We start from the raw sequence: 25,961 nt of genomic DNA, 5'->3' as shown, positions 1-25,961 counted from the left end.
CGCTTGATTATCCGGTTAAATTTGTTATAAAGACGTGGGGTGGTTGATACCTCGCGTCTTTTTTATAGGAGCAAAGATGAAATTATTAAAACAGCTCATTGCCGTATGCGGTATGGCAATTTCAGTCACGGCGGCAGCGAATGTGTCGATGGAAATGTTCCAAATGAATCGTGAAGTGGGACAATTGTTGAATGCGAATTCAACAGAAGCATTTCAACAAAGTGCGGATAAATTCCTGAGTGCAGCGAAAACGGCACAAGGATCGGTACCGAAAAGTTTGAAGGATGATCAGGCGCGTTTGGGCGGCTATCAGAAAGGAATGCAGGAAGTTATTGATGTCGTTACCGAAGCGAAATCATTAGCAGAGCAAGGTAAACTTGAAGAAGCGAAAGCGACGGCAACCAAGTTGAATCAGTTGAAAAAAATGTATCACACCGAATATAAATAACTGAAACAAGCGGTCGGTTTTCATGATTTTTTTGCAAAAAGTTTCGCAAAACCGACCGCTTGTATTCATCCGATAAGAGAAAAGATAATGGAAAATACTTCTTCATTAACCCGAATTTTGGTGGCAACGGCTGCGGTTGTGGTGATCTTAGCCGGGGTCAAATTAGCGGCGGAAATTGTCATTCCGTTTTTGTTATCATTATTTATTGCGATTATTTGTTCGCCAATCGTTAAATTTATGACGGATCGTAAAATTCCGCAGTGGTTGGCGATTACCTTGCTATTTGTGCTGTTTGTCGTTATTTTCTTTTTTCTTGCCGGTTTGATTAATAGTACGGTGAGAGAATTCACGGCATCCATTCCGCAATATAAAGTATTGTTGTCAGAACGAATCAGCACGTTGTCGCAACTGGCTCAAAAATGGAATATCCCGATAGAGATTTCCAGAGACGGCATCTTGGAACATTTTGATCCGAGCGCTATCATGAATTATGTCAGTCGATTATTGCTGAGTTTCTCCGGCGTGGTGACGAATATTTTTGTGTTATTGTTGGTGGTCGTTTTTATGTTGTTGGAAGCGCCTATCGCCAAACATCGTTTAGCCTTAGCCATGAGCGGTAATCATAAAGATGTGGCATCAAACGAAAGTCATATTAACCGAGTGTTACAAGGCGTGATCAGCTATTTAGGCGTTAAAACCTTTATTAGTCTGTTAACCGGCGCCTGTATTTGGTTATTACTCGAACTTGCCGGTGTGCAATATGCGGTGTTATGGGGAACCTTGGGATTTCTGCTGAATTACATTCCGAATATCGGTTCCATTATTGCCGGAGTGCCGATTGTGGTGCAGGCATTGTTGCTTAACGGATTCTCCGTCGGATTAGGTGTTGCGGCAGGGGTGATTGCGATTAATATGGTGATCGGCAATGTGTTGGAACCGCGTATGATGGGACGAACTTTGGGGCTTTCTACCTTGGTGGTGTTTTTGTCTTTATTGTTTTGGGGATGGCTGCTCGGTACGGTTGGTATGCTGTTGTCCGTTCCGTTAACGATGGTACTGAAAATCGCCCTGGAATCCAGTCGGAAAACGGTTCATTATGCCGGATTATTGGGGGATGTGGCGGAAGAGCAAAATCATCAATAAGTACGATAAAAAAATCAGGATGCCTCGGCATCCTGATTTTTTTTACGGAAGATTTCTTAGTGCTTCAATACGTTTTTCTAACGGCGGGTGGCTCATAAAGAGTTCTTTGCGTTTGCCGTTAATCATCATGGCATTGAGTGAACCCGGTAATTCTTCCGGCTCGTGTACTTTCTGTAAGCGTTGTAATGCGGCAATCATTTTTTCTTTACCGACAAGGCTTGCTGAGCCTGCATCGGCTCGGAATTCACGGTAGCGGGAGAACCACATGGCAATAATTGTCGCTAAGACGCCGAAGAGTACTTCAAGAACCATGGAAACAAGGAAATACATTCCGTTGTTCTGACTTTCGCCGTTATCACTGCGTGAACTGGATACGGCGGTTGCGATCATACGGGATAAGAAAATGACAAATGTGTTGAGAACGCCTTGTAATAATGTCATGGTAACCATATCGCCGTTGGCAATGTGCGCCACTTCGTGTGCCACTACCGCTTCGGCTTCCTCTTGCGTCATGTTGTTAAGTAAGCCTGTGCTGACCGCAACGAGAGAGTTGTTTTTGGTGGCACCGGTTGCAAAAGCGTTCACATCGGCGGAATGATAAATCGCTACATCCGGCATCGGAATACCGGCTTGTTGTGATTGGCGTTTTACCGTTTCCACCAACCAACGCTCCGCATTATTACGCGGTTCGGTGATGATTTCGGCTCCGACGGAGCGGAGAGCCATGCTTTTGGATAGAAATAATGAAATTAACGAACCGGTGAAACCGAACAGCAGTGCCATAATCAAAATACCGCCCGTACTGTTTCCGGCAATCCCCGTTACGCTTAGAATAATTCCTAGTACAATCATAACGGCGAAGTTAGTTGCAAGGAAAAGTGCAATACGCATCATATAGATAATTCTCCAAAGTAGTTAAGTCGTTAAGAAAGAGATTTCTTAGCATTATTGTATTCGGTGGATATTCACCGAACGCCTAACATAATGGTAATTTGAAAAAATTCAAGACTAGGACACGAATTATTCCCATAAATTTAATTGTGAGGTGGTTTTGGACTGCGGAAAATGTACCCCCAGTCCCAACAGCCGAATTCTTTTTCCGTTGCGTCTTACCCACACTTGATTCAATAATGTGCGAAATACGTCGAATGACAAACCGTCGGTTGTCCGTTCAAGAGTAGTTTGAGTGAAATCGTCAAATTTTAATTTAACGCTTAATTTTTTGAATGCCGACAACGGAATATCGCCCCAATGGCGTTGAATACGGTACACCAGTTGAGCATATTGGGACTGTATCATTTTCTCAGCATCCTCCAACCGATCAATATCCTGTAACAAGGTATTTTCAACGGTAAGGGATTTTCTCGGGCGATTAACTTCTACCTTTCGGTGATCAATACCGTGGCTGAACTCCCATAGACGTTGTCCGAACTTGCCGAATTGTCGGTAAATGTGCTGCGGATCCGCTTTTTGAATATCGGCACAGGTATAGAGCCCGAGTTGGGTTAACTTGTCATAGGTGACTTTCCCCACGCCGGGGATTTTTTTCAGTGATAATTGCGAAACGAAACCTGACACTTCTTCCGGTCGAATCACAAATTGCCCGTTAGGTTTATTTTGTTCCGAGGCGATTTTGGCTAAAAATTTCAGTGGTGCAACGCCGGCGGACGCGGTGAGTTTTAGTTCATCCCAAATAGCTTGGCGAATCTCCCGGGCAATCCAAGTGGCGGAACCGGAGCAGAGTCGGCAATCGGTCACATCCAAATACGCTTCATCTAAGGATAGAGGCTCGATAATATCGGTATAACGTTTAAAGATTTGATGAATTTGCCCTGAAACTTCCTTATAGAGCGGCATGTTGACCGGCAACAAAATCAAATTCGGGCAGAGTTTCAATGCTTGAGCGCTCGCCATGGCACTGTGTAAACCGAACTTGCGGGCTTCATAGTTACAGGTTGCCAATACGCTGCGTTGTGCGGCGCTACCGCCTACGGCAACGGGCTTGCCGATAAGCGTAGGGTTTTCGCGCATTTCAACGGCAGCATAGAAGCAGTCCATATCAATATGAATGATTTTTCGTTGGTTTTCCATGAGTTGCAAAATAAATGATAAAAATGACCGCTTGTTATCATAACAAATGGCTGTATATAAAACCAGTTTGTTTTTGTCGGATTCGGATTAAAATTCTCGCCCTAACTATAAGGAGAAAAAATATGCTTTACGGACTTATGATTGCTTTTGTGCCGCTTTTTTTCGGCTATTTGTTTCGGGTATCAAACCACGCCATACTTCAATGGGTAAACCGCATCACCATGTATTGTCTGTATTTGATTTTATTGATTATGGGAATTTCGCTCGGACAATTGGATGAGTTGACCACGACATTACCGCAAATCGGGGCGACGTCGCTCGGGTTGACGGTCATTTTACACGGCTGCAATATCATTGCGTTGGTCATCTTTGATAAATGCTATCCGATGGCTCGTCGAGCACACAATTTAGAGGCATTGCCTTCCCGTTGGAAAGTGTTGATGGAGTCCGTACAACTGTGTTTAATGGTATTTATCGGCGGTTTAGTCGGTTTTTTTACCAAAGGTTTGGTCGATTTTCCGTTACATTCCAGTACTTATGTGCTGGTCGTGATGATTTTTTGCGTCGGTATTCAATTGCGTAACAGTGGTATTCCGCTGAAAGAGGTCTTTTTAAATCAACGCGGGATTTTGACATCATTGGTCTTTATGGGCAGCGGATTAGTCGGTGGGGTAATTGCATCGTATGTATTGGATTTACCGATGATTCGCGCCTTGGCATTAGCCTCGGGTTTTGGTTGGTATTCTTTGTCCAGTGTGTTGGTTAATGACGCTTGGGGTGCGGTTTACGGGAGCATTGCTTTCTTTAACGATTTATCCCGCGAAATTTTTTGTTTATTTGCCATTCCATTTTTCATGCGGTTATTTCCATCGACCGCTGTTGGTTTGGGAGGCGCAACGTCATTGGACGCAACTTTGCCGATTATTCAAAAATCCGGCGGTATTCAAATTGTACCGTTGGCAATCAGTTTTGGGTTTATCGTCAATTTGGTGGTGCCGATTTTACTCGCTTTTTTTATCGGGCTGGCTTAAACCGACGCACGTTATGAAACGGCATAAGCGGTTCCATAACGTGACTCGGCGGATAATCAGCGGTGCTGCTGACAAATTTTATCGAGGGCATGCATGTTGTGTAAGAAATAGTCTGCCCCGGTTAAAAAGGCTTTCACGGCAAGCCAGTTTTCCCGACTGATTTCGGTTTTAAAGCGGAGTTGCTGATCATAATGCTGATGGGCTTCGAAAAATTTACTCAGTAGTTCGGGATGATAATCCAAGCGACGGATGTAATCGGCAATGAATTGTTCGATTTGATATATGCTGATAAAAGCCCGCTCGGCAAAATTAACATTCAACAGCAGATCGATATTTTTGGAGGCTTTTTCCGCATCATTTAACAAATAGCCGCGTTCGGCTTTACTCAATGCGCTAAACCAAATACCGTCACGCAGAGGAACGGTTCGGAGTAGCCGGATCAGATGGGATAAATCGCCTTCAATGAGTTCCAGCTCCACTTCACAAAGATTTTCTTTCATAAACGGGTTTTCGATTTGTCCTTGATCCAAACAGATCTCAATCTTGGCGACGGAATCAAATTCAACCAACCATTTTTCCCGAATAAAATCGGTTTTGAATATGGTTTTTAACGATGCTTGTAATTGTGCCAAATCGGCTTGGAAGGGAAGTGTACCGACCGTAGCGAGTCGGTTTAAATCGGGATTGGCATTCGGTAACGATACGTTGTATTCCGGGCGAATATGCAGTCCGCCGATGGTTTTCCCGCCTGTTTTTAAGGTCATTTCGAACGTATCGTCTTTTTTTCTGACGCGCAATCCCATTTCATGGGATGAAAAGAAGCGATCGCCATTGTCATAGTAGCTGTTTTCTAACAGAAATTTTTCATGTTTGATAATGGGTTGTATGCTAATCCAATCTTTAATGCTTTGGATGGCGCTTTCATTTAACATGAGTTTTAATTCAATTTCATTTTTCATTATATATTCTCCGGTTATTGTACTCATGCCCGCATTCTGATTATGCAAGACTTATTCAAGTATTCAATGCCGTAAAAAAACCGTCGGCGTATTTTTCTCCTTATTTGAATACGACAAAAGACGCAGAGCCCTTGAATGGCAACTATCAGATGAGTTGGTATCAACAACAGGGCTAAGCAAGCTCGCTTAGCAATCCGTTATCAGCGCAAGTAATAGTTTACTACGCTTCGTTTTTGAAGGCAGTAACGCTGCCTTTGCATAGCGGCGATGAAGGTGTGATTTAGGGGAAGATCGGAATAAACAAGCGGTCTGTTTTCAGCATTTTTTTACAAAAAAAAGATTTATTGAAATTTATTGTCTATAAATCCATCGGGTTTTGGCGTTTTTGTGTGCTTTGTCACATTTTTAAGTAAAGTTTTGCAAAAGCGCGCGGAGAGGCAAGATGACCGCAGTCACGATGCTAAACGCTGTCTGCGGTCGGTGGTTCAGAGCCATGTTGCGTTAGATTTTCTCTAAATTGGCAATTTTGGCGATCAACCATTTGATCCCTTGTTGAACGAAGGCAATTTGCAAGCGGGTTTGGTCACCGCTGCCTTCGACATTAATGATCGTCCCTTGCCCGAATTTTTCATGGCGGACTTTTTGTCCCATTTTCCATGCGGCTTCGGTTTGCGGTGCGCTACAAGCGGTCGGATTCGTGCGGAAATTTGCAAATTGTGCCGGGCGGTTAATGGTACCGCGTAAACGTACTTCACGAATATGTTGCTCGGGTAATTCGGCAATAAAACGTGAAGGCAAATGGCGCTCTTCTTTACCGTATAAGCGACGGCTTTCCGCATAGCTGATGGTCAGCTTCTTTTTGGCGCGCGTGATGCCGACGTAAGCCAAACGGCGTTCTTCCTGCAAACGACCTTCTTCAAAGCTCATGCCGCTTGGGAACAGCCCTTCTTCCACACCGACAATGAAAACGCGGGGGAATTCCAATCCTTTTGCTGAATGTAATGTCATTAATTCCACATAATCTTGATGCGGGGAAGCTTGGGTTTCGCCCGCTTCCAGTGAGGCATGGGTTAAAAAGGCACTGAGGTCACTCATTTCCTCGGCTTCATCCGGTTTGACAAATTGGCGGGTTGCCGTCACCAATTCTTCCAAGTTCTCGATTCGCACTTCGCCCTTTTCCCCTTTTTCCTGTTTGTACATGTCATAGAGCCCCGATTTTTTGATGACGTAATCGGTTTGCTCAAACAACGGCATTTGTTCGGTTTCTTGCTCAAGGGCATTGATTAATTCCACGAAGCGGAGCAATGCGGAGGCAGCCCGTCCGGACAGCTGTTCTTCCTGTACGGCAACCTGAATCGCTTGCCATAAAGTGATTTGACGGGTACGGGTTAATTGACGCAACGTATCTAAAGTGCGATCACCAATACCGCGCGGCGGTGTGTTGATGACCCGTTCAAACGCCGCATCATCTTGGCGGTTAGCGATTAAACGCAGATATGCTAAAGCGTCTTTAATCTCTTGGCGTTCAAAAAAGCGCATACCGCCATAAATACGGTAGGGAATATTAGCTTGAATTAACGCCTCTTCAATCACACGGGATTGACTGTTGCTCCGATAAAGCACGGCGCATTGATTTAACTCGCCTTCATCTTCTTTCCACTGTTTGATTTGTGATGCAACAAAACGGGCTTCGTCCAATTCGTTAAAGGCGCAGTAAATGTCGACGGGGTCGCCGTCACCGCTGTCAGTCCACAGATTTTTGCCTAAACGATCGTCATTATTGGCTATCAATGCGTTAGCGGCATTTAAGATATTGCCGGTCGAACGGTAATTTTGTTCAAGTCGAATCGTTTCCGCATTCGGGTAGTCGTTTAAAAAGCGTTGAATATTTTCGACTTGCGCTCCCCGCCAACCGTAGATGGATTGATCATCATCCCCGACAATCATCACCTTGCTTTTATCGCCGGCAAGCAAGCGAATCAAGTCATATTGAATGTTGTTGGTATCTTGGAATTCATCAATCAAAATGTGCTGAAAACGTTGTTGGTAACGCTGCAAAATCAGTGGCTTGTTTTTAAATAACTCATAGCAACGAATCAGTAATTCGGCAAAATCCAGCAACCCGGCGCGGTCACAGGCATCTTGATAAATTTGATAAATCTGCACCAATTTTTGAGTGTTTTGATCGCCATGATGTTTAATATCCTTGGCGCGTGAGCCTTTATCTTTTTGGGCATTGATAAACCAGCTGACCTGCTTGGGCGGGAAATGTTTTTCGTCGATATTATGTAACTTTAGTAATCGTTTGATTAAGCGTTGCTGATCTTCGGTATCCATAATTTGGAAATCCTGCGGCAGATTGGCATCCAGATAATGGGCTCTGAGCAAACGGTTGGCAATGCTGTGAAACGTCCCGACCCACATACCGAACAGGCGGTGATGACCGGTTTGGGAAAGGGTATATTCGATGCGGTGACGCATTTCCGCCGCGGCTTTGTTGGTAAAGGTGACGGCTAAAATATTGGATTCAGGCACATTTTCAACACCGATTAACCACGCGATACGGTGTGTGAGTACGCGGGTTTTACCGCTACCGGCTCCGGCAAGGACTAAATAGTTGCCGACAGGTGCGGCAACGGCTTCGCGCTGTTTATCGTTTAAGCCATCGAGCAATAAGGAAAAATCCATTCTTACGCCTCTTTATGTGAATTTATACAGTAATTTGCGTTATTATAGCTTACAAGCGGTCGGTTTTGGCAGATTTTTTGCAAATAAAAATGCCATCGAATAACCGATGGCATTTTTCAAAGTTTAAGGTTTAGGCAAAATTACATCATTCCGCCCATTCCACCCATACCGCCCATTCCGGCGCCTAAGTCAGCTTTTTCTTCTTTCGGCAGGTCTGTGACCATACATTCAGTCGTGATCATTAAACCTGCGATAGAGGCCGCAAATTGTAATGCAGAACGGGTTACTTTAGTTGGGTCTAAGATACCCATTTCTAACATATCGCCGTATTGTTCGGTTGCGGCATTATAACCGTAGTTACCGTTACCGTCTTTTACGTTACGAGCAACAACTGATGCTTCTTCACCTGCGTTTGCCACGATTTGGCGAAGCGGTGCTTCCATTGCACGAAGTGCTAAACGGATACCCACGTTTTGTTCTTCGTTATCGCCTTTCAGTACATCAGCCACTTTGCTTGCCGCACGTACTAATGCTACGCCACCGCCTGCGACGATACCTTCTTCCACAGCCGCACGGGTTGCGTGAAGGGCATCATCTACACGGTCTTTTTTCTCTTTCATTTCAACTTCAGTTGCTGCACCGACTTTGATTACTGCGACACCGCCAGCTAATTTAGCCACACGCTCTTGTAGTTTTTCTTTGTCGTAGTCTGAGGTTGAATCTTCGATTTGTTGGCGGATTTGAGCTACACGACCTTTGATCTGTGCTTCATCGCCAACACCGTCAATGATGGTGGTGTTGTCTTTTGAAATCACCACACGTTTTGCTTGACCTAATTCTTCGATAGTCGCTTTTTCAAGCTCCATACCGATCTCTTCAGAGATGACCGTACCCGCAGTTAAGATCGCAATATCTTGTAACATCGCTTTACGACGATCACCAAAGCCAGGTGCTTTCACTGCAGCCACTTTCACAATACCACGCATCGTGTTTACAACTAAAGTTGCTAACGCTTCGCCTTCGATATCTTCTGCGATAATTAATAACGGTTTGCCCGCTTTTGCTACTGCTTCTAATACAGGCAGAATTTCACGGATATTTGAAATTTTCTTATCCACTAAAAGAATGTATGGGTTTTCTAATTCTACCGTGCCGGCTTCCGGTTTATTGATGAAATATGGCGATAAGTAGCCACGGTCGAATTGCATACCTTCAACTACATCTAACGCATCTTCTAAGCCAGTACCATCTTCAACGGTAATTACGCCTTCTTTGCCGACTTTTTCCATTGCTTGAGCAATTAATTTACCCACAGTACTGTCTGAATTCGCAGAAATCGTACCGACTTGTTCAATCTCTTTTGATGTTTCACACGGTTTAGAGAGCGATTTTAACTCTTCAACAACCGCTGCTACCGCTTTGTCGATACCACGTTTTAAATCCATCGGGTTCATACCGGCTGCAACCGCTTTTAAGCCTTCGTTCACGATCGCTTGAGCCAATACGGTTGCAGTAGTGGTACCGTCACCTGCTGCATCGTTGGCTTTAGAAGCGACTTCTTTAACCATTTGCGCGCCCATATTCTCGAATTTATCTTCTAATTCGATTTCACGAGCAACAGATACACCGTCTTTAGTGATGGTTGGTGCACCAAAGGCTTTATCTAATACCACGTTACGCCCTTTCGGACCTAAAGTCACTTTTACTGCATCTGCTAATACGTTTACGCCGTTTAACATTTTTACACGAGCGTCGTTACCAAATTTTACGTCTTTTGCTGCCATTTTTTATTCCTTATTGTAGGGTGGGCCTTGACCCACCGTCTATGTAATACCTTGTTTTATTGGTGGGTCAAGACCCATCCTACATTATTCAACGATTGCCAAAATATTGTCTTCAGAAAGAATTAACACGGTTTCGCCGTCAATTTTTTCTTCTTTTACGCCGTATTCATTGAAAATCACCACATCACCGACTTTCACATTTAACGGCAACACAGTGCCATTATCTAAAGTACGACCATTGCCGATGGCAAGGACTTTACCTCGGGTTGATTTGGTTGCCGCAGAACCGGTTAAAACGATACCGCCTGCAGATTTGGTTTCCACTTCTTCACGTTTTAAAATCACTTTGTCGTGTAACGGACGAATGTTCATTGAGTTACTCCTAAGGTTAATTGAAATAAATGTGGTCGCAAGGGCGACCACGAACGGATTGCTATTTTGTGCCGTCTTTAATGTATTTCAAGAGCTAAGATAAAAAATTTGCAAAATTTTGTCGGAATCGTACCGCTTGTTGTTAAAACAATTTACTCAACCAGCCCAATTTGGAACCCAAGACATTAAAATAGTTATAATCTTTCAAATGCAAGAGGCGTAATTTATCCGGGCTTTTTTGCACGATAATGCGGTTTTCCGTATCGAAAGGGAGGAGTCGTTGGCTGTCACAACTGATGACTAAATTCGGTTGATTATATTTGGCAAAACGCAATGAAATCACGCTGTCGCCGTCAACGACCAACGGACGCGAAGACAAACTGTGCGGATTCATCGGAACGAGTGCAATGGCATTCATGTTAGGGGTCAGAATCGGACCGCCGGCAGACAGCGAATAAGCGGTCGAACCGGTCGGCGTAGCAATAATCAAGCCGTCGGAACGTTGGGAAAACGCGAATTTTCCGTCAATATACACTTCAAAATCAATCGTACGGGCAATTTGGCTTGAGTGAACGACCACTTCATTTAACGCATTATTGGATTCAACGATTTTGCCGTTTTCTTCTATTTTGGCTTCCAATAAAAAACGCTCTTCAATGATAAATTCGCCGCATTCAAGGCTACTGTGCAGCTGTTCGAAAGCCGTTTGTGGGGCAATGTCGGTTAAAAAACCGAGATTACCGCGATTGATCCCGATCATCGGAACACGGTATGAGGCCAATTGACGAGCCATACCGAGCATATTTCCGTCACCGCCGATAACAATCACCAAATCCGCCCATTCGCCGATATCGGGAATACTCATAGGGTTGGGTAAGTTAAGTTGCTGTGCAATTTTGGCTTCAACCAAGACATTATATTGACGATCTTTCAACCAATTATAGACGGCGAGATGCGTTTCAAGCGCAATATCGTGACGTGGCTTACCTACAATAGCAATGGTTTTGAATTTACGATTCTGAGTCATAATATTTATCTACATAAAAAGACCTTGTATATAGTAGTCTTCTCGCTTGGTTTTGTAAAACGTTTAAGCAACGCTAGCCCCATACCACCAATAATGCAGCAATGACGATCAAGGTAAGTCCGAGTAAATCTTGTCGTTTTAAACGTTCTTTAAAGACGGAATACGAAATCATCAACATAAAAAAGACTTCAATCTGCCCGACGGTTTTGACGAATGCGACATCATTCAGGCTCATTGCATTAAACCAGCCGAACGAACCTAAAAAAGAGAATATGCTGGTGGCGATCGCTAATTTAGGGCGCCGCAGTAATTTCATCAGTGTACTTTTATCGCGCAAGGCTAAATAAAAGAGCAATATGATCGCTTCAAAGGTGATTACCGAAAACAACACCCATGCAGCGGAAAGTAAGTAGTGGCCGTTTAATTGCAAACTGGCTTCTCTCACCCATAGCGATGTGAGCGCAAAACTTAAACCGCTACCACAACCGATGAGAAAGGTTTTCCACGAAACATAGCGCAGGTTGGCACTGCCCGTCATTAAAAAGATCGCCATTCCACCAAGCAACACGCCCAACCAACCGATAAAGCTGATGGTGGTGCCGAAAAACATCACGCCGAGCATCGCAGCAATGACCCCTTCACTTTTGGCAAGCCCGACGCCGATGGCATAGTTTCTGAGTTGAAACAGTTTCACCATTAATGAGGTAGCGAGAATTTGAGCGACAGAAGCGCCGAACACATACAGATAGAACAATCCGGAAAAGTGCGGAACGGCATAGCTCGGTTCGGTTTGATATAAAAAAATAAGATAACCGGCGGCTAACGGGACGGCATATAAAAATCGGGCAAGCGTGACGCCGAGAACCGGTACGTCTTTACTTAATTGTTTTTGAAAAGCGTTGCGCCCTGCCTGCATAGCGGCGGCGAGTAAGGTAAACCAAATCCACAACATGACGGGTAATGATTCGACGGTATTCGATACAAAAATTATAGCAAAGAAAAGCCTCGGCGTAAGACGATTCGGTACTTATTGGCGTATTTTGTAAAAAATCGGCAAAATCAGACCGCTTGTTTTGCGAAAAAGACCTCCGGTTATGCTTCGGGAGCAGAACGGAGGTCTTGAGATGGGGTTAAAATGACGGTTTACTTGACCGGCGCTTGAGCCAAAATCTGAGTGAGCAGTGTCCAGTAAATGTCGACGGCGGGAATATGCACTTTTTCATCCGGAGAATGCGCATTGCGGATCGTCGGACCGATGGAAACCACATCAATATTCGGATAAACCTTTTTAATCAAACCGCATTCAAGCCCTGCATGAATGACTTTAATTTGAGATTCATAGCCCAAAATTTTATCGTAGATGGCTTTGGTTAATGGGGTAATTGCCGAATTCGGATCCGGTTCCCAGCCGGGATAACCGCCTGAAAATGTCACCGTTGCACCGACTAATTCGGCAAGGGAGGTTAAACGGGAACGCACATCGGCTTTGCCGTTTTCAATTAACGAACGGGCTAAAATATTTGCACGAACGGCATCATTTTCAGTTACTAGAATACCGATACTGAGTGAGGTTTCTACCACATTTTCCACCACGTCGCTGTAACGAATAACGCCGTTCGGTAACACGTTTAAAAATTGAATAACCTTCGCAGTGGTTTCTTTCGCAAAGATTTGTGACGGTTTTTCTACATTTTCGACTATAAAATGAAGATTCGGCTCTGCATAGAGCAACTCTTTTTTCAAATCTTGCTCGAATTGACGTAAACAAGCGGTCAGATTTTCTTGATTTTTTGCATCCAGCACCAAACTGACCACCGATTCGCGGGGGATGGCGTTGCGTACCGAACCGCCCCGAATCGTAGCAATTCGGAAATCACAGTGAGATTTCAATTCGGCTAAGGCTCTTGCCATGAGTTTGATCGCATTCGCCCGCGTGGTATGGATGTCACATCCGGAATGCCCGCCGTTTAAACCTTTTAAGCTAATCTGTAGCGCACAATCAAAGTGATTGTTCTCATAAATAATAGGTAGTTCAATACTCACATCCTCGCCGCCGGCGCAGCCGATATAAATTTCACCGTTATCTTCGGTATCGGTATTAATCAAAATATCTGCAGTCATCCAATTCGGGCGTAAGCCGAGAACCCCTTCCATACCGGCTTCTTCCGTCATCGTAAGTAACGTTTCAATTTCAGGATGCACCAAATCATCGGCATCCAATACCGCCAAACAAGAGGCTAAACCGATGCCGTTGTCCGCCCCCAAGGTAGTGCCTTTGGCTTTAACCCATTCACCGTCGATATAAGGTTGAATCGGATCTTTTTTGAAATCGTGCTGTGAGCCTTCATTGGCTTGCGGCACCATATCCAAATGCGCTTGTAAGGCAATCGTTTTGCGGTTTTCCATGCCTTTTGTTGCAGGTTTACGAATAAGAATATTGCCGGCGTCATCCCGCTCAACAAACAGCTGTTTCTGTTTTGCCCAATTGACAATAAATTGCGCAATCTCTTCTTCGTGATAGGACGGATGCGGAATCGCACAAATTTGGTCAAACCATTTCCACAATAAATTCGGTTTAAGTGTTTGAATTTCTGACATATTTCCTCCCGGGTATGACAAGCGGTCAGTTTCGTGTAAAATTTTGCAAAAAATCGATGATCAGAGCGATTTTATTGTAAAAAATTCTTTGAAATGATAGCACGAAAGTGCTTTTCAGGTTATTCTTAGGCAATTTTTTTATTCGGTGGCACAGCCACTATTTTTTTAGGTAAAGTTTATGAGTGAAAAATACACAAACGAAAAATACACAAACGAAAAATACGTCGTGACATGGGATATGTTTCATATGCATGCCCGTAAATTGGCGGAACGTCTGTTACCGTCTTCGCAATGGAAAGGCATTATTGCCGTTAGTCGTGGCGGATTGTTCCCTGCTGCAGTATTGGCTCGTGAATTGAGTATTCGCCATGTTGAAACGGTTTGTATCGCAAGTTACGACCATGATAGCCAAGGCGAATTAAAGGTATTACACGCAGCACAAGTGGAAAACGGCGGTGAAGGGTTTATTGTGGTGGACGATTTGGTCGATACCGGCAATACGGCGCGTGAAATTCGCAGAATGTATCCGAACGCCAAATTTGTCACCGTGTTTGCAAAACCAATGGGTGCGGAATTGGTTGATGATTATGTGGTGGATATTCCGCAAGAAACCTGGATTGAGCAACCGTGGGATTTAGGTATCACCTTTGTGCCACCGCTTTCGAAAAAATAAAATTCCGTGTTAGGGACGCACTTGCGTCCTTAATTTTTTATCTTATCTGTTAATCAAATAAATGCTAAATTTCCGCAAAATAACCCCCTCTTTAGCAAAGAGAGACTGGGGATTTGGCAGAAGTAAAATGAAGAAAATAAATTAAATAGATACGAAAATAATATAATCTACGGTTTTATATTATTTGAACAAATCTCCCCTAACCCCTTTTTGCTAAAGAGGGAAACTTGTATGAGCAATATAACATTATGAGCTTAGGAAATTTATATATCATCTCAGCCCCGAGCGGTGCCGGAAAATCATCATTAATCAATGCATTACTTGCTGATCTTCCCCGTTCGCAAGTACAACTTTCCATTTCCCATACAACCCGTAATCCGCGTCCTGCAGAAGAAGACGGCGTACATTATTACTTCACTCAGCATGAGGAATTTAAACGCCTGATTGAGCAAGGACACTTCTTAGAATGGGCGGAAGTCTTCGGCAACTATTACGGCACATCGCTACCGATGATTGAACGTAGCCTCGAGCAAGGCATTGATGTTTTTCTCGACATTGATTGGCAAGGAGCAAGACAAATTCGTGAAAAAGTCCCGAATGTCAAAACCATTTTTATTCTGCCGCCGTCTAAAGCGGAGTTGGAAAAACGTTTAATCGGGCGCGGTCAAGACAGTGCCGAAACCATTGCCAAACGCATGAATGAAGCGGTGTCCGAAATGAGTCACTATAACGAATTTGATTATGTGATTGTGAATGATGATTTTCAGGTTGCGTTGGCGGAACTTAAAAGTATTTTAACCGCTGAACGTTTGAAACAAACAAGCCAAGCGCAGCGTCATAACACATTGATTTCACAGTTGTTAAACGGCTGACAAGCGGTCGGATTTCTGTAAATGTTTGCAAAAAATGAACGCTCGTTCATTTTTTGCTTTCCGAAATGAACGGCTTTCTTTAAAATAAGCTACTATTTTTCTATATAGGGTATCGTATGCAACTTTCTAAATTGACACTCATTTTAGTGACTGCGCTGGCGGTCAGCGCGTGTTCAAACAGAATGAGCCAAGACGGTTCGCTTGAAAAAGCGCAACAAAATTATCAACAATATCAAGACATCACTAAAGAATATCAAATTACCGAACAGTGGTGGTTGGGGTATAACGATAAGGAATTAAATCGTTTGGTAGAAATGGCATTGCTCAATAATGTGGATCTTGCCAAGGCCGCCATTACGGTCAACAAAGCCCTTTATAATGCGAATTTGGTCGGAGCGGATTTAGTGCCGACCTTTAGCGGCTCCGAATCTTCCTCCGTTTCAAAAGGTACCGGTTCGCCAAGTACGAACAGCGTTTCTACCGGCACTTCAACGCTCAGTCACCAATTGGGCTTTAATTTAAGTTATACCTTAGATTTATGGCGTCGCTTGGCGGATACGGCAAGTGCATCCGAATGGGAATATAAAGCAACGCAGCAAGATTTACTGGCATCCCGCTTGTCTTTAATTAACTCGGTCATCAGCAGTTACTATAATTTGGCGTATTATCAAGATGCAATTCGTGTGACGGAACAGAGCATCAAAAACTACGAACAAATCAGCAAAATTTTGAGCAATAAATTGAATGTCGGCGCGATTGACCCATTGAGTGTCGATCAATCGATTCAATCGGTGTTATCGGCAAAAAATACTTTAATCAGCTTGAAGTCCGCTCAGAAAAGTGCGGAGCAAACATTACGTAATTTGCTGAATTTGAAGCCGAACGAACCGCTTGTGGTCCGTTATCCGAGCATTCTGAGCGTGAAATTGCAAGGTGTGGATATGAACGTGCCGGTGTCAGTCATTGCCGCCCGACCTGATGTTGTGGCAAGCTTACAGCGTCTGCAGAGTTCCTTCAAAACCTTGACGGCAACGGAGAAAAGCTGGTTCCCGACCATTACGCTCGGCGGTAGTTTGAGCAGCTCGGCAGCGAAATTAGGTGACGTTACCGATAATCCGGTTGCCGGCGGTTCGATTTCATTTAGTTTGCCGTTCTTAGATTGGTATCGCGTGCAAAACAACATCAAAATTTCGGAAGAAAGTTATAAATCCGCTAAATTGGATTATGAGCAAACGGTCACAAGCGCGTTGAATGAAATCGATACGTACTATGTCGCTTATCAATTGTCTCGCGACAGCTTCGACAATCTTCAGAAAAAATACGATTACGACCGACGTATCAGCGGCTACTACAAAAACCGCTACGATCAAGGCGTATCGGAATTACGTGAATGGTTAAGTGCGATTAATACCGAACGTAGCTCGGAACTTTCGTTACTCGAAACCAAATACACCATCCTCAAAAATGAAAATGCGGTGTATCAAGCCATGGCGGGTAAATACAGAAGATAATTCCGTATAACCTGACAAGCGGTGTGATCTTAGGAATATTTTGCAAAATATGCTAGGATCCCGCCGTTTTTTCTTTTCAAATATCACACAACCGTATGAAATTTATTATCAAACTTTTCCCTGAAATTATGATTAAAAGCGATTCCGTGCGTAAACGCTTTATCAAAATTTTAACCTCCAATATCCGTAATGTGTTACTGCGTGAAACAGAAAATGTGGCAGTAATTCGTAACTGGGATTTCATTGAAGTGCGAGCAAAAGTCGCTGAAGAAGCTCCTCTAGTGTTGGATTTACTCAAACGCACCCCTGGTATTCATCATATTCTTGAAGTGGAAGAAATGCCGTTTACCACAATGCACGACATTTTTGAGCATACTCTTGCGAAAGTAAAAGAAGAATTAGAAGGTAAAACCTTCTGCGTGCGTGTTCGCCGTAAAGGTAAGCACGATTTCCGCTCCCTTGATGTGGAACGCTATGTGGGCGGTGGCTTAAATCAGCATATCGAGTCGGCAAGTGTGAAATTGACTAATCCCGATGTAACGGTGCGTATTGATATTGACCACGATAAGATGTTGTTAATTAAAGCTCGTCACGAAGGTTTAGGTGGTTATCCGATTGGTACACAGGAAGATGTGCTATCGCTGATTTCGGGCGGTTTTGACTCTGGCGTATCAAGTTATATGCTGATTCGCCGTGGTTCTCGTGTCCATTACTGCTTCTTTAACCTTGGTGGTGCGGCGCACGAAATCGGTGTGAAACAGATGGCGTATCATATCTGGAGCCGTTACAGCTCGTCTCATAAAGTGCGTTTTGTGGCGATCAATTTTGAAAATGTGGTGGGCGAGATTTTAGAAAAAGTCGATAACGGGCAGATGGGCGTGGTGCTAAAACGGATGATGGTGCGTGCAGCAAGCAAAATTGCCGAACGTTTTGATATTCAAGCGATTGTGACAGGCGAAGCGTTAGGGCAAGTATCCAGCCAAACCTTAACAAACTTACGCTTGATCGACAAGGCTTCCGATACCTTGGTATTACGCCCACTGATTACTCACGATAAAGAGCAAATTATCGCAATGGCAAAAGAAATTGGCACGGACGATATTGCCAAATCTATGCCGGAATTTTGTGGTGTGATTTCAAAAAATCCGACAGTGAAAGCGATTGAAGGCAAAATTATCGAAGAAGAAGGCAACTTCAACTTTGATGTTCTCGAACAAGCGGTACAAAACGCCCATTATTTAGATATTCGTGAAATTGCTCAACAGACGGAAAAAGAAGTGGTATCCATTGAAACAACGTCTGAATTAGGCGAAAACGATGTGATTTTAGATATTCGTAGCCCTGAAGAAGTGGACGAAAAACCATTCAGCCTTGAAGGTGTTGAAGTTAAAGAGCTACCGTTCTATAAACTCTCTAATCATTTCGGCAGTTTAGATCAATCGAAAACCTATCTGCTCTATTGCCAACGTGGTGTGATGAGCAAGCTGCAAGCGCTTTATTTGAAAGAAAGCGGTTTTACCAATGTGAAGGTCTTTCGCTTCTGATTAAGAGACAGACTTTCCGACAAGCGGTACGTTTAGGCGAAAAATTTGCAAATTTTTCATCAAATCGTACCGCTTGTATTTTTTACTTTTCTTTCCAGTAACCGATCCACTCTTTGAGAGCAAGCATATTGCTGTTCATGGCACCTGCTTGAGGGACGAAATACATGAAATTCAAGCCGTAAGTTGTCGGTGTTGCGCCCGAGCCGACACTGGCGGGGAGAACTTCAAAGCCCTGTTGTTCAAATAATAATTTGGCACGCTGCATATGCCATTGGTTGGTCACCAAAATAATTTTGTGAATGCCTTGTTCGGCTAATATCGTTTTACTGAAACGGGCGTTCTCTTGGGTGGTTTTGGCTTTTTCTTCCAACCATTGCGTCGGTACGTTGTAAAACAAGTCCAATTCTTTTGCCATCACGGCGGCTTCGGACGTATTGTTCGGACTGCTGCCGGTGATGAGTAGGGGTAACCCGGTTTCTTTCTGTAAATAGGCGGCATAGCGGACACGCTCGACGGCAATTTGGTTGGTGGCGAGTTTGCCGAATAACTCTTTGCTGTCGCGTATTCCGCCGCCTAACAGCACGATGGCTTGGGCGGATTTATAGTCGTTTAACGTCAGGTTGTCTTCTTTGATTAATGAGTCGTTCAGTTTTTGTGACGTGTAGGGAATGCTGAAAACATACAGGATAGCGATGCCTAAAAACGTACAAAAATAACTGAGTTTTTTGAAGTGCAATCGCGCAAATACTAATGAGCACAACCATAAAATGATGACATTAAACGGCGGTAAAATCATTGCGGTAAGGACTTTCGTGAGGGCAAACATGATTCTGTCAACGTAAGTAAAAGAGGTTTATTATTCACCATTCATGCGATCTTGTCTATTGTTTAACAAGGTGTTTGAAATTAGAATGGGGAAATTTTTGCAATAGCGTGGTAATTAATTATGCGAAAAAAAGTTGTTTTTATCGGTGCGGGCGGTTATGCAAAGTCTGTATTAGATTCGTTAGATACTGCCCAATTTGAATTCTGCGGGTTTATTGACAGTTTTAAACCCGTCGGAACCCTTCATCTCAGTTTTCCTATTTTGGCAGAAAATATCGAAAGCTTCGCAGAACGTGATCAATATGCCTTTTTTATCAGTATCGGCAACAATGAGCATCGTTTGGAAAAGTTTTTAAAATTACAGCGGTTTAACTGTGAAATCATTAATGTGATTGATAAAACGGCTCTTATTTCCTCTTATTCAACGTTAGGCATCGGTGTATTTGTCGGCAAAATGGCGATCATTAACAGCGGTGTGACGATTGGTGATGATGTCATCATTAATACCAAATCACTTGTCGAACATGGTTGTAAAGTAGGCAATCACAGCAATATTTCAACAAATACGACACTAAACGGCGATGTGATTGTCGAAGATTATTGTTTTGTCGGCAGTTCTTCCGTTGTCACCGGTCAATTACGTATCGGTGAAAGCGCGATAGTCGGCGCCGGCGCTGTCGTTATTCGTAATGTCGAACCTCGAACCGTTGTGGCGGGGGTTCCGGCAAAATTCATTAAGGATATTAAATAATGTCGAAAGTATTTATTGTGGCTGAAATCGGCTGTAATCATAACGGGGATCCGCAGCTGGCAAAAAAAATGGTGGATGTCGCTAAAACGTGCGGTGTGGATGCGGTGAAATTTCAAACCTTTAAAGCCGATAAGCTCATTTCAAAATATGCGCCGAAAGCGGAATATCAAAAAGTCACCACCGGCACGGCGGACAGTCAATTGGAAATGACCCGCAAATTGGAGCTGCCTTATGATGAATTCGTGAAGTTGGAAGCGTACGCCCGTTCGTTAGGTTTAGAGGTGTTTTCTACGCCGTTTGATTTTGAATCCATTGATTTTTTAGCTTCCCAACAACAAAAAGTCTGGAAAATTCCGTCCGGTGAATTAACCAATTTACCGTATTTGGAAAAAATCGCCCGTTTGCCGATTCCGGGGAAAACCATTGTGATTTCAACCGGTATGGCGACCATTGACGAAACGAAGGCATCATTAAAAGTGCTGGAAGATAACGGCATGGCGAAAAAAGATATTACGATTTTACATTGTAATACCGAATATCCGACACCTTATGAAGACGTTAATCTGAATGCTTTCCACCAATTAAAAGCTGAATTTGCCGACTACAGCCTCGGCTTTTCCGATCATTCGGCGGGCTATTTTGCCGGCTTGGCAGCCGTGCCGTACGGTATCACGTTTATTGAAAAACATTTCACCTTGGATAAAAACTTTGAAGGACCGGATCACAAAGCGTCCGTGACGCCGGAAGAGTTGAAGTTGCTTTGCGAAGGAATTCGTGCGGTGGAAAAATCCCTTGGTTCATCGGAAAAATTGGTGACGAATTCCGAAGCGAAAAACAAAATCGTGGCGCGTAAATCGATTATTGCCGCACGTCCGATTAAAAAAGGTGAAGTGTTTACCACGGAGAACATTACGACCAAGCGCCCGGGGAACGGGATTAGCCCAATGCATTGGTATGAAGTACTGGGCAAAGAAGCGCAGCAGGATTTTGAAGAAGATCAATTAATTCAAGACAGTCGTTTTGACAATCAACAAGTGTAACAAGCGGTCGGTTTTATGAAAAAAATTGCAATTATTACGGCGCGGTCCGGTTCAAAAGGGTTACCGAATAAAAATGTGCTGTTAGTTAACGGTAAACCGTTAATGGCGTATTCGATTGAAGCGGCGATTGAATCGGGGATGTTCGATAAAATTATCGTGTCAACGGATTCACAGGAGTATATTGACTTACTTTCCCATTATCCGATTGAGTTTATCAAACGGGCTGCGCATTTAGCCGGTGATAAAGCCAGTTCGTTTGTGGTGATTGAAGATGTGTTACAACAATATCAAACGACGGAATTTGATTACTTTATGTTGTTACAGCCGACGTCACCGCTTCGCACGGCGACGCATATTCGGGAAGCTTGTGAAAAATTCGAGAAAAATTTTGCGCAATTTGATTTTTTAGTCTCGGTTAGCGATGCGCATAAACCGACGACATTGACGCGTGTGATTGACGACGATGAAAGTCTGAAATATTTCCAATTGGATTATTCGAACTACGCACGCCAACAATATCATCCCGAATATTCGCCGAACGGGGCGATTTTTACCGCTAAACCGGATGCATACTTGGTACAAAAACATTTTTACGGTGAAAAATGTATCGCCTATTTTATGGATAAATCCGTTTCCATTGATATTGATGACCGTCAAGACTTTGAATATTTCTATTATCTGATTCAACAACAGAACAAAGATAAAGTCTTGCTTGAAAGCATTACTAAAGAAATTCACTATAAGCAATCGTATTTTAATGCGGACAGCGATATAACCTTTATCGGTCATTCTCAGTTGGCACAATGGTATATTGAAGAAATTAACGGGAATAAAATCAATAACTTGGCAATTTCCGGCATTACCGCCGAACAATATGATTCATTGATTCTGACACCTCATCTGAAGCGTGTAGCGCCGCGTGTAGTAATTTTATTGGGCGTGAATGATTTACGTCGCCAAGACACATCCGTAGACAAGGCGGTAGCGTCGGTATTAAAGGTTGTTGACGGTGTGAAGAAGCTTAATCCGCAGACCGATATTTATGTCTTGGAGTGCTTGAAAACGGTTTTCCGAGTGGATTGCAGCAATGCCGATATTGATGAGTTTAACCGAAAAATCACCCCTGAGTTACTTGAGCGTCATGTGAAGGTGGTGGCGTTAAATGCCGAATTTGAAGATAAATACGGCAAATTGGATATCCGCTACAGCAATGACGGCTTACACCTTAATGACGAAGGTTATGCCAAACTGGCGCAAATTCTGAAAAAGGAAATTCGATAATGAAGCGTATCGCATATGTAACGGGATCGAGAGCAGAGTATGGTATTGTAAAACGTTTATTGCAACGGTTACAGGATGACCCGGACATTGAGTTTTCATTGATTGTGACGGCAATGCATCTTGACCCGCAGTACGGTAATACCGTGAATATTATTGAAAATGACGGTTTTATCGTGGCGGAAAAGATTCCGCTGACCTTGGACAGTCAAAATAATCAGACGATTTTGCATTCAATGGCGGAATGTTTGGATAAGTTCGGCGCACATTTTCAGCAACATCATTACGATGCGGTGATCGTATTGGGTGACCGCTATGAAATGATGGCGGTTGCGACGGCAGCGGCAATGCATAATATTCCTTTGGTACATTTACACGGCGGCGAGCAAACTTTGGGCAATTATGATGAGTTTATCCGTCATTGCATTACCAAAATGGCAAAACTGCATTTAACCGCAACGGAAGTGTATCGTCAGCGTGTGATTCAGCTGGGGGAATTTCCCGACTACGTGCATAACGTCGGTTCATTGGGTGCGGAAAACAGTTTAGGGTTAACCTTACCGAGTAAAGCGGAATTGATCGAGCGCCGTGGGATTCCGACAACCCCGTATTTTATGGTGGTTTTCCATCCCGAAACCTTAAATGAACAACCGGTATTGCAGCAACTTGACGAACTGTTGGCGGCATTGGATTGTTTTAAAGACCGTTATCAATTTGTCTTTATCGGTTCAAATTCGGACACTCATTCGGATTTGATTTTTGCCCGCTTGAAAGCATATACCGAGCAACACCGTTTCTGCTTTTTCCCATCGGTGAAACCGGAAGAGTATTTGGCATTAATTAAATATTCGCAGGGGTTGATCGGTAACAGTTCCTCCGGTTTGATTGAAGCACCTTCATGCGGTGTCGGTACGATTAATATCGGTAATCGTCAACAAGGTCGCGTGCGCGGTGAATCGGTCGTGGATGTTGTGATCAACCGAGAAGCAATTCGACGGGGTATTGAGACCTTGTTGTCAAACGATTTCCAACAACGTTTGCCAAACATGATAAATCCGTATTACCAAGCGAATGCGATGGAAAACGCTTATCACGCGATCAAACGCTTCTTAGCTGATCCGAATAAGGACAAACCGAAAGGTTTCTATGATTTGAACGGCTGACAAGCGGTCAGATTGGGTTAAAATTTTGCAAATATGAAAGCCATAAAAGACAGCATCATTTACCTTGGCGGTGAATTGCTTTCCAAGTCCGTACCGATTTTATTATTGCCGTATCTGTCCAGAAAATTAGGTGTGGCAGGGTTCGGGGAACTCTCTTATTTTCAAACGTATCTCGCCCTATTTGCGATTTTAGTCGGGTTAAGCCAAGAGGGCGCTATTGCCCGTTATTTCTACTTTTACGGCAAACGCTCACTGAATTTAGTGATGGGTGCCGGTTACGCTTATACGTTGTTGACGGGCGGCATTATTCTGCTCGGTTGCTGGCTGGTGAAATCCGAAATTATGGCGTATGTTGCCGTCTCGGCGGTTTTTCAATCGCTGTTAGCGGTGCAATTAAGTGTTCGGCAGTGCCAAAAACAGGCATTGCCTTATGTCACCATTCAACTTTGTTCCACGATCCTCTCTGCTGTGTTGACGGTAATGCTGTTGGAATATTACCAACATGATTTGGTTGAAAAACGGATTTTGGCGATCTTATTCAGCAATGCGGCGGTATTTGTGCTGGCGTATGTGTTATACGCCAAGCACGCCACCCGTAAAACGTTTGGGGTAAACCGTTACAAAACGGCACTGTGGTATGTGATTGGATTCGGCGCACCGCTGATTTTGCATCATGCCAGTATTTTCTTAAAAGGTCAGCTGGATCGTATTTTTATCTACCATAAATTCAGTGAAGCGGATTTAGGATTATATGCAATGGGGGCACAGCTCGCCGCTATTTTGATGATCTTAATTCAGGCGGTGAATAAGGCCTTGATCCCACACCTGTTTGAAGCCTTAAAGCAAAAGAAAATATCGGTAAAAGAGGTGCATAAATGGGCGTCATATTCCCTCATTCTTGTGCCGTTGCCGGCGTTGATCATGTGGTTTATTCCGGAAACGTTTGTTGTGTGGCTGCTCGGTAGTCAGTTTGTCGGGACGAAGTACTATATAATGCTGTTTTTAGTTTCAACCACATTGGTGGTTCCGTATCTGATTTTAGTGAATTATCTGTTCTACTATGGTAAGAATACGTTGATTTCGTTTTGTTCGGTGTTATCCACCATCATTTATGTATTGAGTTTGATTTTACTGACGTTCACACAGATTCAATATATTCCCTATGCCGGTATTATCGGATCGCTCGCCATTTTACCGATTTTATATCTCATGACAGCCAGAGTGGGAAAAACCGTATGAATTTAATTATTTGTTGTACGCCGTTACAAGTGTTGATTGCTGAAAAAATTATTGAGCAACATCCGAACGAGCCTTTTTATGGCATTATGCTATCCACCGTGAGCAATAAAAAATTTGATTACTACAAACAACGTTTGGCGGATAAATGTGTCGAATTTTTTGCAATGGTGCAGGAAACCCAGCGCCTTAAATTGTTTAAACAGATTTTGCAGCTAAAGCGTAGATTCGGCGGAAAATCTTTTCATAAAGCTTTTGTTGCGAATATTAACGAACTGCAAATTCAATTTATTTTAAGTGCAATTCAATTTAATCAGTTAAATACGTTTGATGACGGTACAGCCAATATTATTCCGGGCAGTATTTTTTATACCAATAACCCGGATAGTTTAAACCGTAAACTGATCAACCGTTTATTAGGTAATAAATACAGCATAGATAGCTTGAAACGGCAATCCAGTAATCATTACACGATTTACCCGGAGTTGCCGAATATCGTTGAACCGGTCACCGCTGTCAATTTGGTTAAGCCGATAAGCGGCAATGTACAATCGGATGAAGTGACCAATATTCTACTCGGACAGCCTGTATTTCAAGACGATCAGAAAAATATTGCCTTGGCGAAACAGGTGATTGAGCGTTTCAATATTCATGCTTATCTGCCGCATCCTCGTGAAAAATATAAGCTGGATAATGTCCGTTATATTGATACGAATTTGATTTTTGAAGATTACATTACACAAGAGTTTGCCGATAAAAAATGTCGTATCTATACTTATTTTAGTAGTGCGGTATTAAATATTATGAATAAAAGCGACAATATTGAAGTAGTGGCATTGCGAATTGATGTTTCGGAGCCTTCTTATGTCGCTTGTTACAATTTATTAGAAAATGTCGGCGTAAATATTATTGATATTCGAGCATAAG

The 25,961-nt window shown here is 43.3% G+C and carries 23 protein-coding genes; 13 read left to right on the top strand and 10 right to left on the bottom strand.

The window, feature by feature from the left end; genetic code table 11:
- Positions 1 to 76 precede the first annotated feature (76 nt).
- Entirely contained in the window at positions 77 to 448 is a 372-nt protein-coding gene (locus ACEYKX_RS06880) for a cytochrome b562 (RefSeq protein ID WP_373767250.1), read from the top strand.
- Between the two features lie 87 nt (positions 449 to 535).
- Entirely contained in the window at positions 536 to 1,591 is a 1,056-nt protein-coding gene (locus tag ACEYKX_RS06875; RefSeq protein WP_373767251.1) for an AI-2E family transporter, read from the top strand.
- Positions 1,592 to 1,633: 42 nt separating this feature from the next.
- Here the strand turns inward: ACEYKX_RS06875 and htpX are convergent, their stop codons facing one another.
- Both htpX and dinB read right to left on the bottom strand, forming a co-directional pair.
- Positions 1,634 to 2,485 (bottom strand): protease HtpX, encoded by an 852-nt coding sequence (gene htpX, locus ACEYKX_RS06870; protein ID WP_373767252.1) that lies wholly within the window; start codon positions 2,483 to 2,485, stop codon positions 1,634 to 1,636.
- Positions 2,486 to 2,611: 126 nt separating this feature from the next.
- Complete coding sequence (dinB, locus tag ACEYKX_RS06865; protein ID WP_373767253.1) at positions 2,612 to 3,682, bottom strand: DNA polymerase IV; 1,071 nt, start codon at positions 3,680 to 3,682, stop codon at positions 2,612 to 2,614.
- 122 nt (positions 3,683 to 3,804) lie between these two features.
- Between dinB and ACEYKX_RS06860 the strand changes: the two genes are divergently transcribed.
- Entirely contained in the window at positions 3,805 to 4,713 is a 909-nt protein-coding gene (locus ACEYKX_RS06860) for a lysine exporter LysO family protein (protein ID WP_373767254.1), read from the top strand.
- A 56-nt stretch (positions 4,714 to 4,769) separates the two neighbouring features.
- On the opposite strand, the gene ACEYKX_RS06855 is transcribed toward ACEYKX_RS06860, so the two are convergent.
- From ACEYKX_RS06855 to ACEYKX_RS06825, 7 genes are all read right to left on the bottom strand, one after another.
- Entirely contained in the window at positions 4,770 to 5,672 is a 903-nt protein-coding gene (locus ACEYKX_RS06855) for an inorganic triphosphatase (RefSeq protein WP_373767255.1), read from the bottom strand.
- 501 nt (positions 5,673 to 6,173) lie between these two features.
- Positions 6,174 to 8,360 carry a DNA helicase II gene (uvrD, locus tag ACEYKX_RS06850; protein WP_373767256.1) on the bottom strand — a complete coding sequence of 729 codons (2,187 nt, stop codon included), beginning with the start codon at positions 8,358 to 8,360 and terminating at the stop codon, positions 6,174 to 6,176.
- Positions 8,361 to 8,500: 140 nt separating this feature from the next.
- The gene (groL, locus tag ACEYKX_RS06845) at positions 8,501 to 10,144 is read right to left on the bottom strand and encodes a chaperonin GroEL (protein ID WP_373767257.1); all 1,644 of its coding nucleotides are present in this window, start codon (positions 10,142 to 10,144) and stop codon (positions 8,501 to 8,503) included.
- A gap of 84 nt (positions 10,145 to 10,228) precedes the next feature.
- Positions 10,229 to 10,516, bottom strand: a complete 288-nt coding sequence (locus tag ACEYKX_RS06840; RefSeq protein WP_373767258.1) for a co-chaperone GroES — start codon at positions 10,514 to 10,516, stop codon at positions 10,229 to 10,231.
- Positions 10,517 to 10,658: 142 nt separating this feature from the next.
- Positions 10,659 to 11,543: an NAD(+) kinase gene (locus ACEYKX_RS06835; RefSeq protein WP_373767259.1), complete on the bottom strand. Its 885-nt coding sequence runs from the start codon at positions 11,541 to 11,543 to the stop codon at positions 10,659 to 10,661.
- A 73-nt stretch (positions 11,544 to 11,616) separates the two neighbouring features.
- On the bottom strand, positions 11,617 to 12,495 hold the full coding sequence (locus tag ACEYKX_RS06830; RefSeq protein WP_373767260.1) for an EamA family transporter: 879 nt from the start codon (positions 12,493 to 12,495) through the stop codon (positions 11,617 to 11,619).
- A gap of 191 nt (positions 12,496 to 12,686) precedes the next feature.
- A complete protein-coding gene (locus ACEYKX_RS06825; RefSeq protein ID WP_373767261.1) occupies positions 12,687 to 14,141 on the bottom strand; it encodes an aminoacyl-histidine dipeptidase in 1,455 nt (484 codons plus the stop codon).
- Between the two features lie 178 nt (positions 14,142 to 14,319).
- On the opposite strand from ACEYKX_RS06825, the gene gpt reads away from it, so the two are divergent.
- The 4 genes from gpt (at position 14,320) to thiI (ending at position 18,741) form a co-directional block, all read left to right on the top strand.
- A complete protein-coding gene (gpt, locus tag ACEYKX_RS06820; RefSeq protein ID WP_373767262.1) occupies positions 14,320 to 14,814 on the top strand; it encodes a xanthine phosphoribosyltransferase in 495 nt (164 codons plus the stop codon).
- A gap of 248 nt (positions 14,815 to 15,062) precedes the next feature.
- Positions 15,063 to 15,686: a guanylate kinase gene (gene gmk, locus ACEYKX_RS06815; protein WP_373767263.1), complete on the top strand. Its 624-nt coding sequence runs from the start codon at positions 15,063 to 15,065 to the stop codon at positions 15,684 to 15,686.
- A gap of 116 nt (positions 15,687 to 15,802) precedes the next feature.
- A complete protein-coding gene (locus ACEYKX_RS06810; protein ID WP_373767264.1) occupies positions 15,803 to 17,197 on the top strand; it encodes a TolC family protein in 1,395 nt (464 codons plus the stop codon).
- Positions 17,198 to 17,292: 95 nt separating this feature from the next.
- Positions 17,293 to 18,741: a tRNA uracil 4-sulfurtransferase ThiI gene (gene thiI, locus ACEYKX_RS06805; RefSeq protein ID WP_373767265.1), complete on the top strand. Its 1,449-nt coding sequence runs from the start codon at positions 17,293 to 17,295 to the stop codon at positions 18,739 to 18,741.
- 82 nt (positions 18,742 to 18,823) lie between these two features.
- Here the strand turns inward: thiI and ACEYKX_RS06800 are convergent, their stop codons facing one another.
- Positions 18,824 to 19,567 (bottom strand): YdcF family protein, encoded by a 744-nt coding sequence (locus ACEYKX_RS06800; protein ID WP_373767266.1) that lies wholly within the window; start codon positions 19,565 to 19,567, stop codon positions 18,824 to 18,826.
- Between the two features lie 120 nt (positions 19,568 to 19,687).
- On the opposite strand from ACEYKX_RS06800, the gene ACEYKX_RS06795 reads away from it, so the two are divergent.
- Genes ACEYKX_RS06795 through ACEYKX_RS06770 form a run of 6 tightly spaced genes read left to right on the top strand, consistent with a single transcriptional unit; the run spans position 19,688 to position 25,960 of the window.
- Positions 19,688 to 20,317: an acetyltransferase gene (locus tag ACEYKX_RS06795; RefSeq protein ID WP_373767267.1), complete on the top strand. Its 630-nt coding sequence runs from the start codon at positions 19,688 to 19,690 to the stop codon at positions 20,315 to 20,317.
- On the top strand, positions 20,317 to 21,357 hold the full coding sequence (gene neuB / locus ACEYKX_RS06790; RefSeq protein WP_373767268.1) for an N-acetylneuraminate synthase: 1,041 nt from the start codon (positions 20,317 to 20,319) through the stop codon (positions 21,355 to 21,357). The genes ACEYKX_RS06795 and neuB overlap by 1 nt, the downstream gene beginning before the upstream one ends.
- Positions 21,358 to 21,372: 15 nt before the next feature.
- Positions 21,373 to 22,638, top strand: a complete 1,266-nt coding sequence (locus tag ACEYKX_RS06785) for a cytidylyltransferase domain-containing protein (RefSeq protein ID WP_373767269.1) — start codon at positions 21,373 to 21,375, stop codon at positions 22,636 to 22,638.
- Positions 22,638 to 23,798 (top strand): UDP-N-acetylglucosamine 2-epimerase, encoded by a 1,161-nt coding sequence (gene neuC / locus ACEYKX_RS06780; RefSeq protein ID WP_373767270.1) that lies wholly within the window; start codon positions 22,638 to 22,640, stop codon positions 23,796 to 23,798. The genes ACEYKX_RS06785 and neuC overlap by 1 nt, the downstream gene beginning before the upstream one ends.
- Positions 23,799 to 23,831: 33 nt before the next feature.
- Positions 23,832 to 25,037, top strand: coding sequence for a flippase (locus tag ACEYKX_RS06775; protein ID WP_373767271.1), 1,206 nt, complete (start codon positions 23,832 to 23,834; stop codon positions 25,035 to 25,037).
- The gene (locus tag ACEYKX_RS06770; protein WP_373767272.1) at positions 25,034 to 25,960 is read left to right on the top strand and encodes a glycosyltransferase family 52; all 927 of its coding nucleotides are present in this window, start codon (positions 25,034 to 25,036) and stop codon (positions 25,958 to 25,960) included. Before ACEYKX_RS06775 ends, ACEYKX_RS06770 begins: the two co-directional genes overlap by 4 nt.
- Position 25,961: the final 1 nt, after the last annotated feature.

Source organism: Glaesserella sp. (assembly GCF_041817755.1).
Classification (GTDB): domain Bacteria; phylum Pseudomonadota; class Gammaproteobacteria; order Enterobacterales; family Pasteurellaceae; genus Glaesserella.
Note: the sequence above shows the minus strand (reverse complement) of the source record. Positions and strands in the feature narration are given on the sequence as shown.

What these genes read in the sequence shown, in the direction of transcription:
- ACEYKX_RS06835 (WP_373767259.1), bottom strand. Translation starts at nt 11,543, where the DNA reads ATGACTCAGAATCGTAAATTCAAAACCATTGCTATTGTAGGTAAGCCA.
- ACEYKX_RS06860 (WP_373767254.1), top strand. Translation starts at nt 3,805, where the DNA reads ATGCTTTACGGACTTATGATTGCTTTTGTGCCGCTTTTTTTCGGCTAT.
- ACEYKX_RS06840 (WP_373767258.1), bottom strand. Translation starts at nt 10,516, where the DNA reads ATGAACATTCGTCCGTTACACGACAAAGTGATTTTAAAACGTGAAGAA.
- ACEYKX_RS06880 (WP_373767250.1), top strand. Translation starts at nt 77, where the DNA reads ATGAAATTATTAAAACAGCTCATTGCCGTATGCGGTATGGCAATTTCA.
- thiI (WP_373767265.1), top strand. Translation starts at nt 17,293, where the DNA reads ATGAAATTTATTATCAAACTTTTCCCTGAAATTATGATTAAAAGCGAT.
- neuC (WP_373767270.1), top strand. Translation starts at nt 22,638, where the DNA reads ATGAAGCGTATCGCATATGTAACGGGATCGAGAGCAGAGTATGGTATT.
- ACEYKX_RS06855 (WP_373767255.1), bottom strand. Translation starts at nt 5,672, where the DNA reads ATGAAAAATGAAATTGAATTAAAACTCATGTTAAATGAAAGCGCCATC.
- ACEYKX_RS06775 (WP_373767271.1), top strand. Translation starts at nt 23,832, where the DNA reads ATGAAAGCCATAAAAGACAGCATCATTTACCTTGGCGGTGAATTGCTT.
- gmk (WP_373767263.1), top strand. Translation starts at nt 15,063, where the DNA reads ATGAGCTTAGGAAATTTATATATCATCTCAGCCCCGAGCGGTGCCGGA.
- ACEYKX_RS06830 (WP_373767260.1), bottom strand. Translation starts at nt 12,495, where the DNA reads ATGTTGTGGATTTGGTTTACCTTACTCGCCGCCGCTATGCAGGCAGGG.
- neuB (WP_373767268.1), top strand. Translation starts at nt 20,317, where the DNA reads ATGTCGAAAGTATTTATTGTGGCTGAAATCGGCTGTAATCATAACGGG.
- ACEYKX_RS06825 (WP_373767261.1), bottom strand. Translation starts at nt 14,141, where the DNA reads ATGTCAGAAATTCAAACACTTAAACCGAATTTATTGTGGAAATGGTTT.
- gpt (WP_373767262.1), top strand. Translation starts at nt 14,320, where the DNA reads ATGAGTGAAAAATACACAAACGAAAAATACACAAACGAAAAATACGTC.
- ACEYKX_RS06800 (WP_373767266.1), bottom strand. Translation starts at nt 19,567, where the DNA reads ATGTTTGCCCTCACGAAAGTCCTTACCGCAATGATTTTACCGCCGTTT.
- htpX (WP_373767252.1), bottom strand. Translation starts at nt 2,485, where the DNA reads ATGATGCGTATTGCACTTTTCCTTGCAACTAACTTCGCCGTTATGATT.
- ACEYKX_RS06795 (WP_373767267.1), top strand. Translation starts at nt 19,688, where the DNA reads ATGCGAAAAAAAGTTGTTTTTATCGGTGCGGGCGGTTATGCAAAGTCT.
- ACEYKX_RS06810 (WP_373767264.1), top strand. Translation starts at nt 15,803, where the DNA reads ATGCAACTTTCTAAATTGACACTCATTTTAGTGACTGCGCTGGCGGTC.
- ACEYKX_RS06770 (WP_373767272.1), top strand. Translation starts at nt 25,034, where the DNA reads ATGAATTTAATTATTTGTTGTACGCCGTTACAAGTGTTGATTGCTGAA.
- ACEYKX_RS06875 (WP_373767251.1), top strand. Translation starts at nt 536, where the DNA reads ATGGAAAATACTTCTTCATTAACCCGAATTTTGGTGGCAACGGCTGCG.
- groL (WP_373767257.1), bottom strand. Translation starts at nt 10,144, where the DNA reads ATGGCAGCAAAAGACGTAAAATTTGGTAACGACGCTCGTGTAAAAATG.
- dinB (WP_373767253.1), bottom strand. Translation starts at nt 3,682, where the DNA reads ATGGAAAACCAACGAAAAATCATTCATATTGATATGGACTGCTTCTAT.
- ACEYKX_RS06785 (WP_373767269.1), top strand. Translation starts at nt 21,373, where the DNA reads ATGAAAAAAATTGCAATTATTACGGCGCGGTCCGGTTCAAAAGGGTTA.
- uvrD (WP_373767256.1), bottom strand. Translation starts at nt 8,360, where the DNA reads ATGGATTTTTCCTTATTGCTCGATGGCTTAAACGATAAACAGCGCGAA.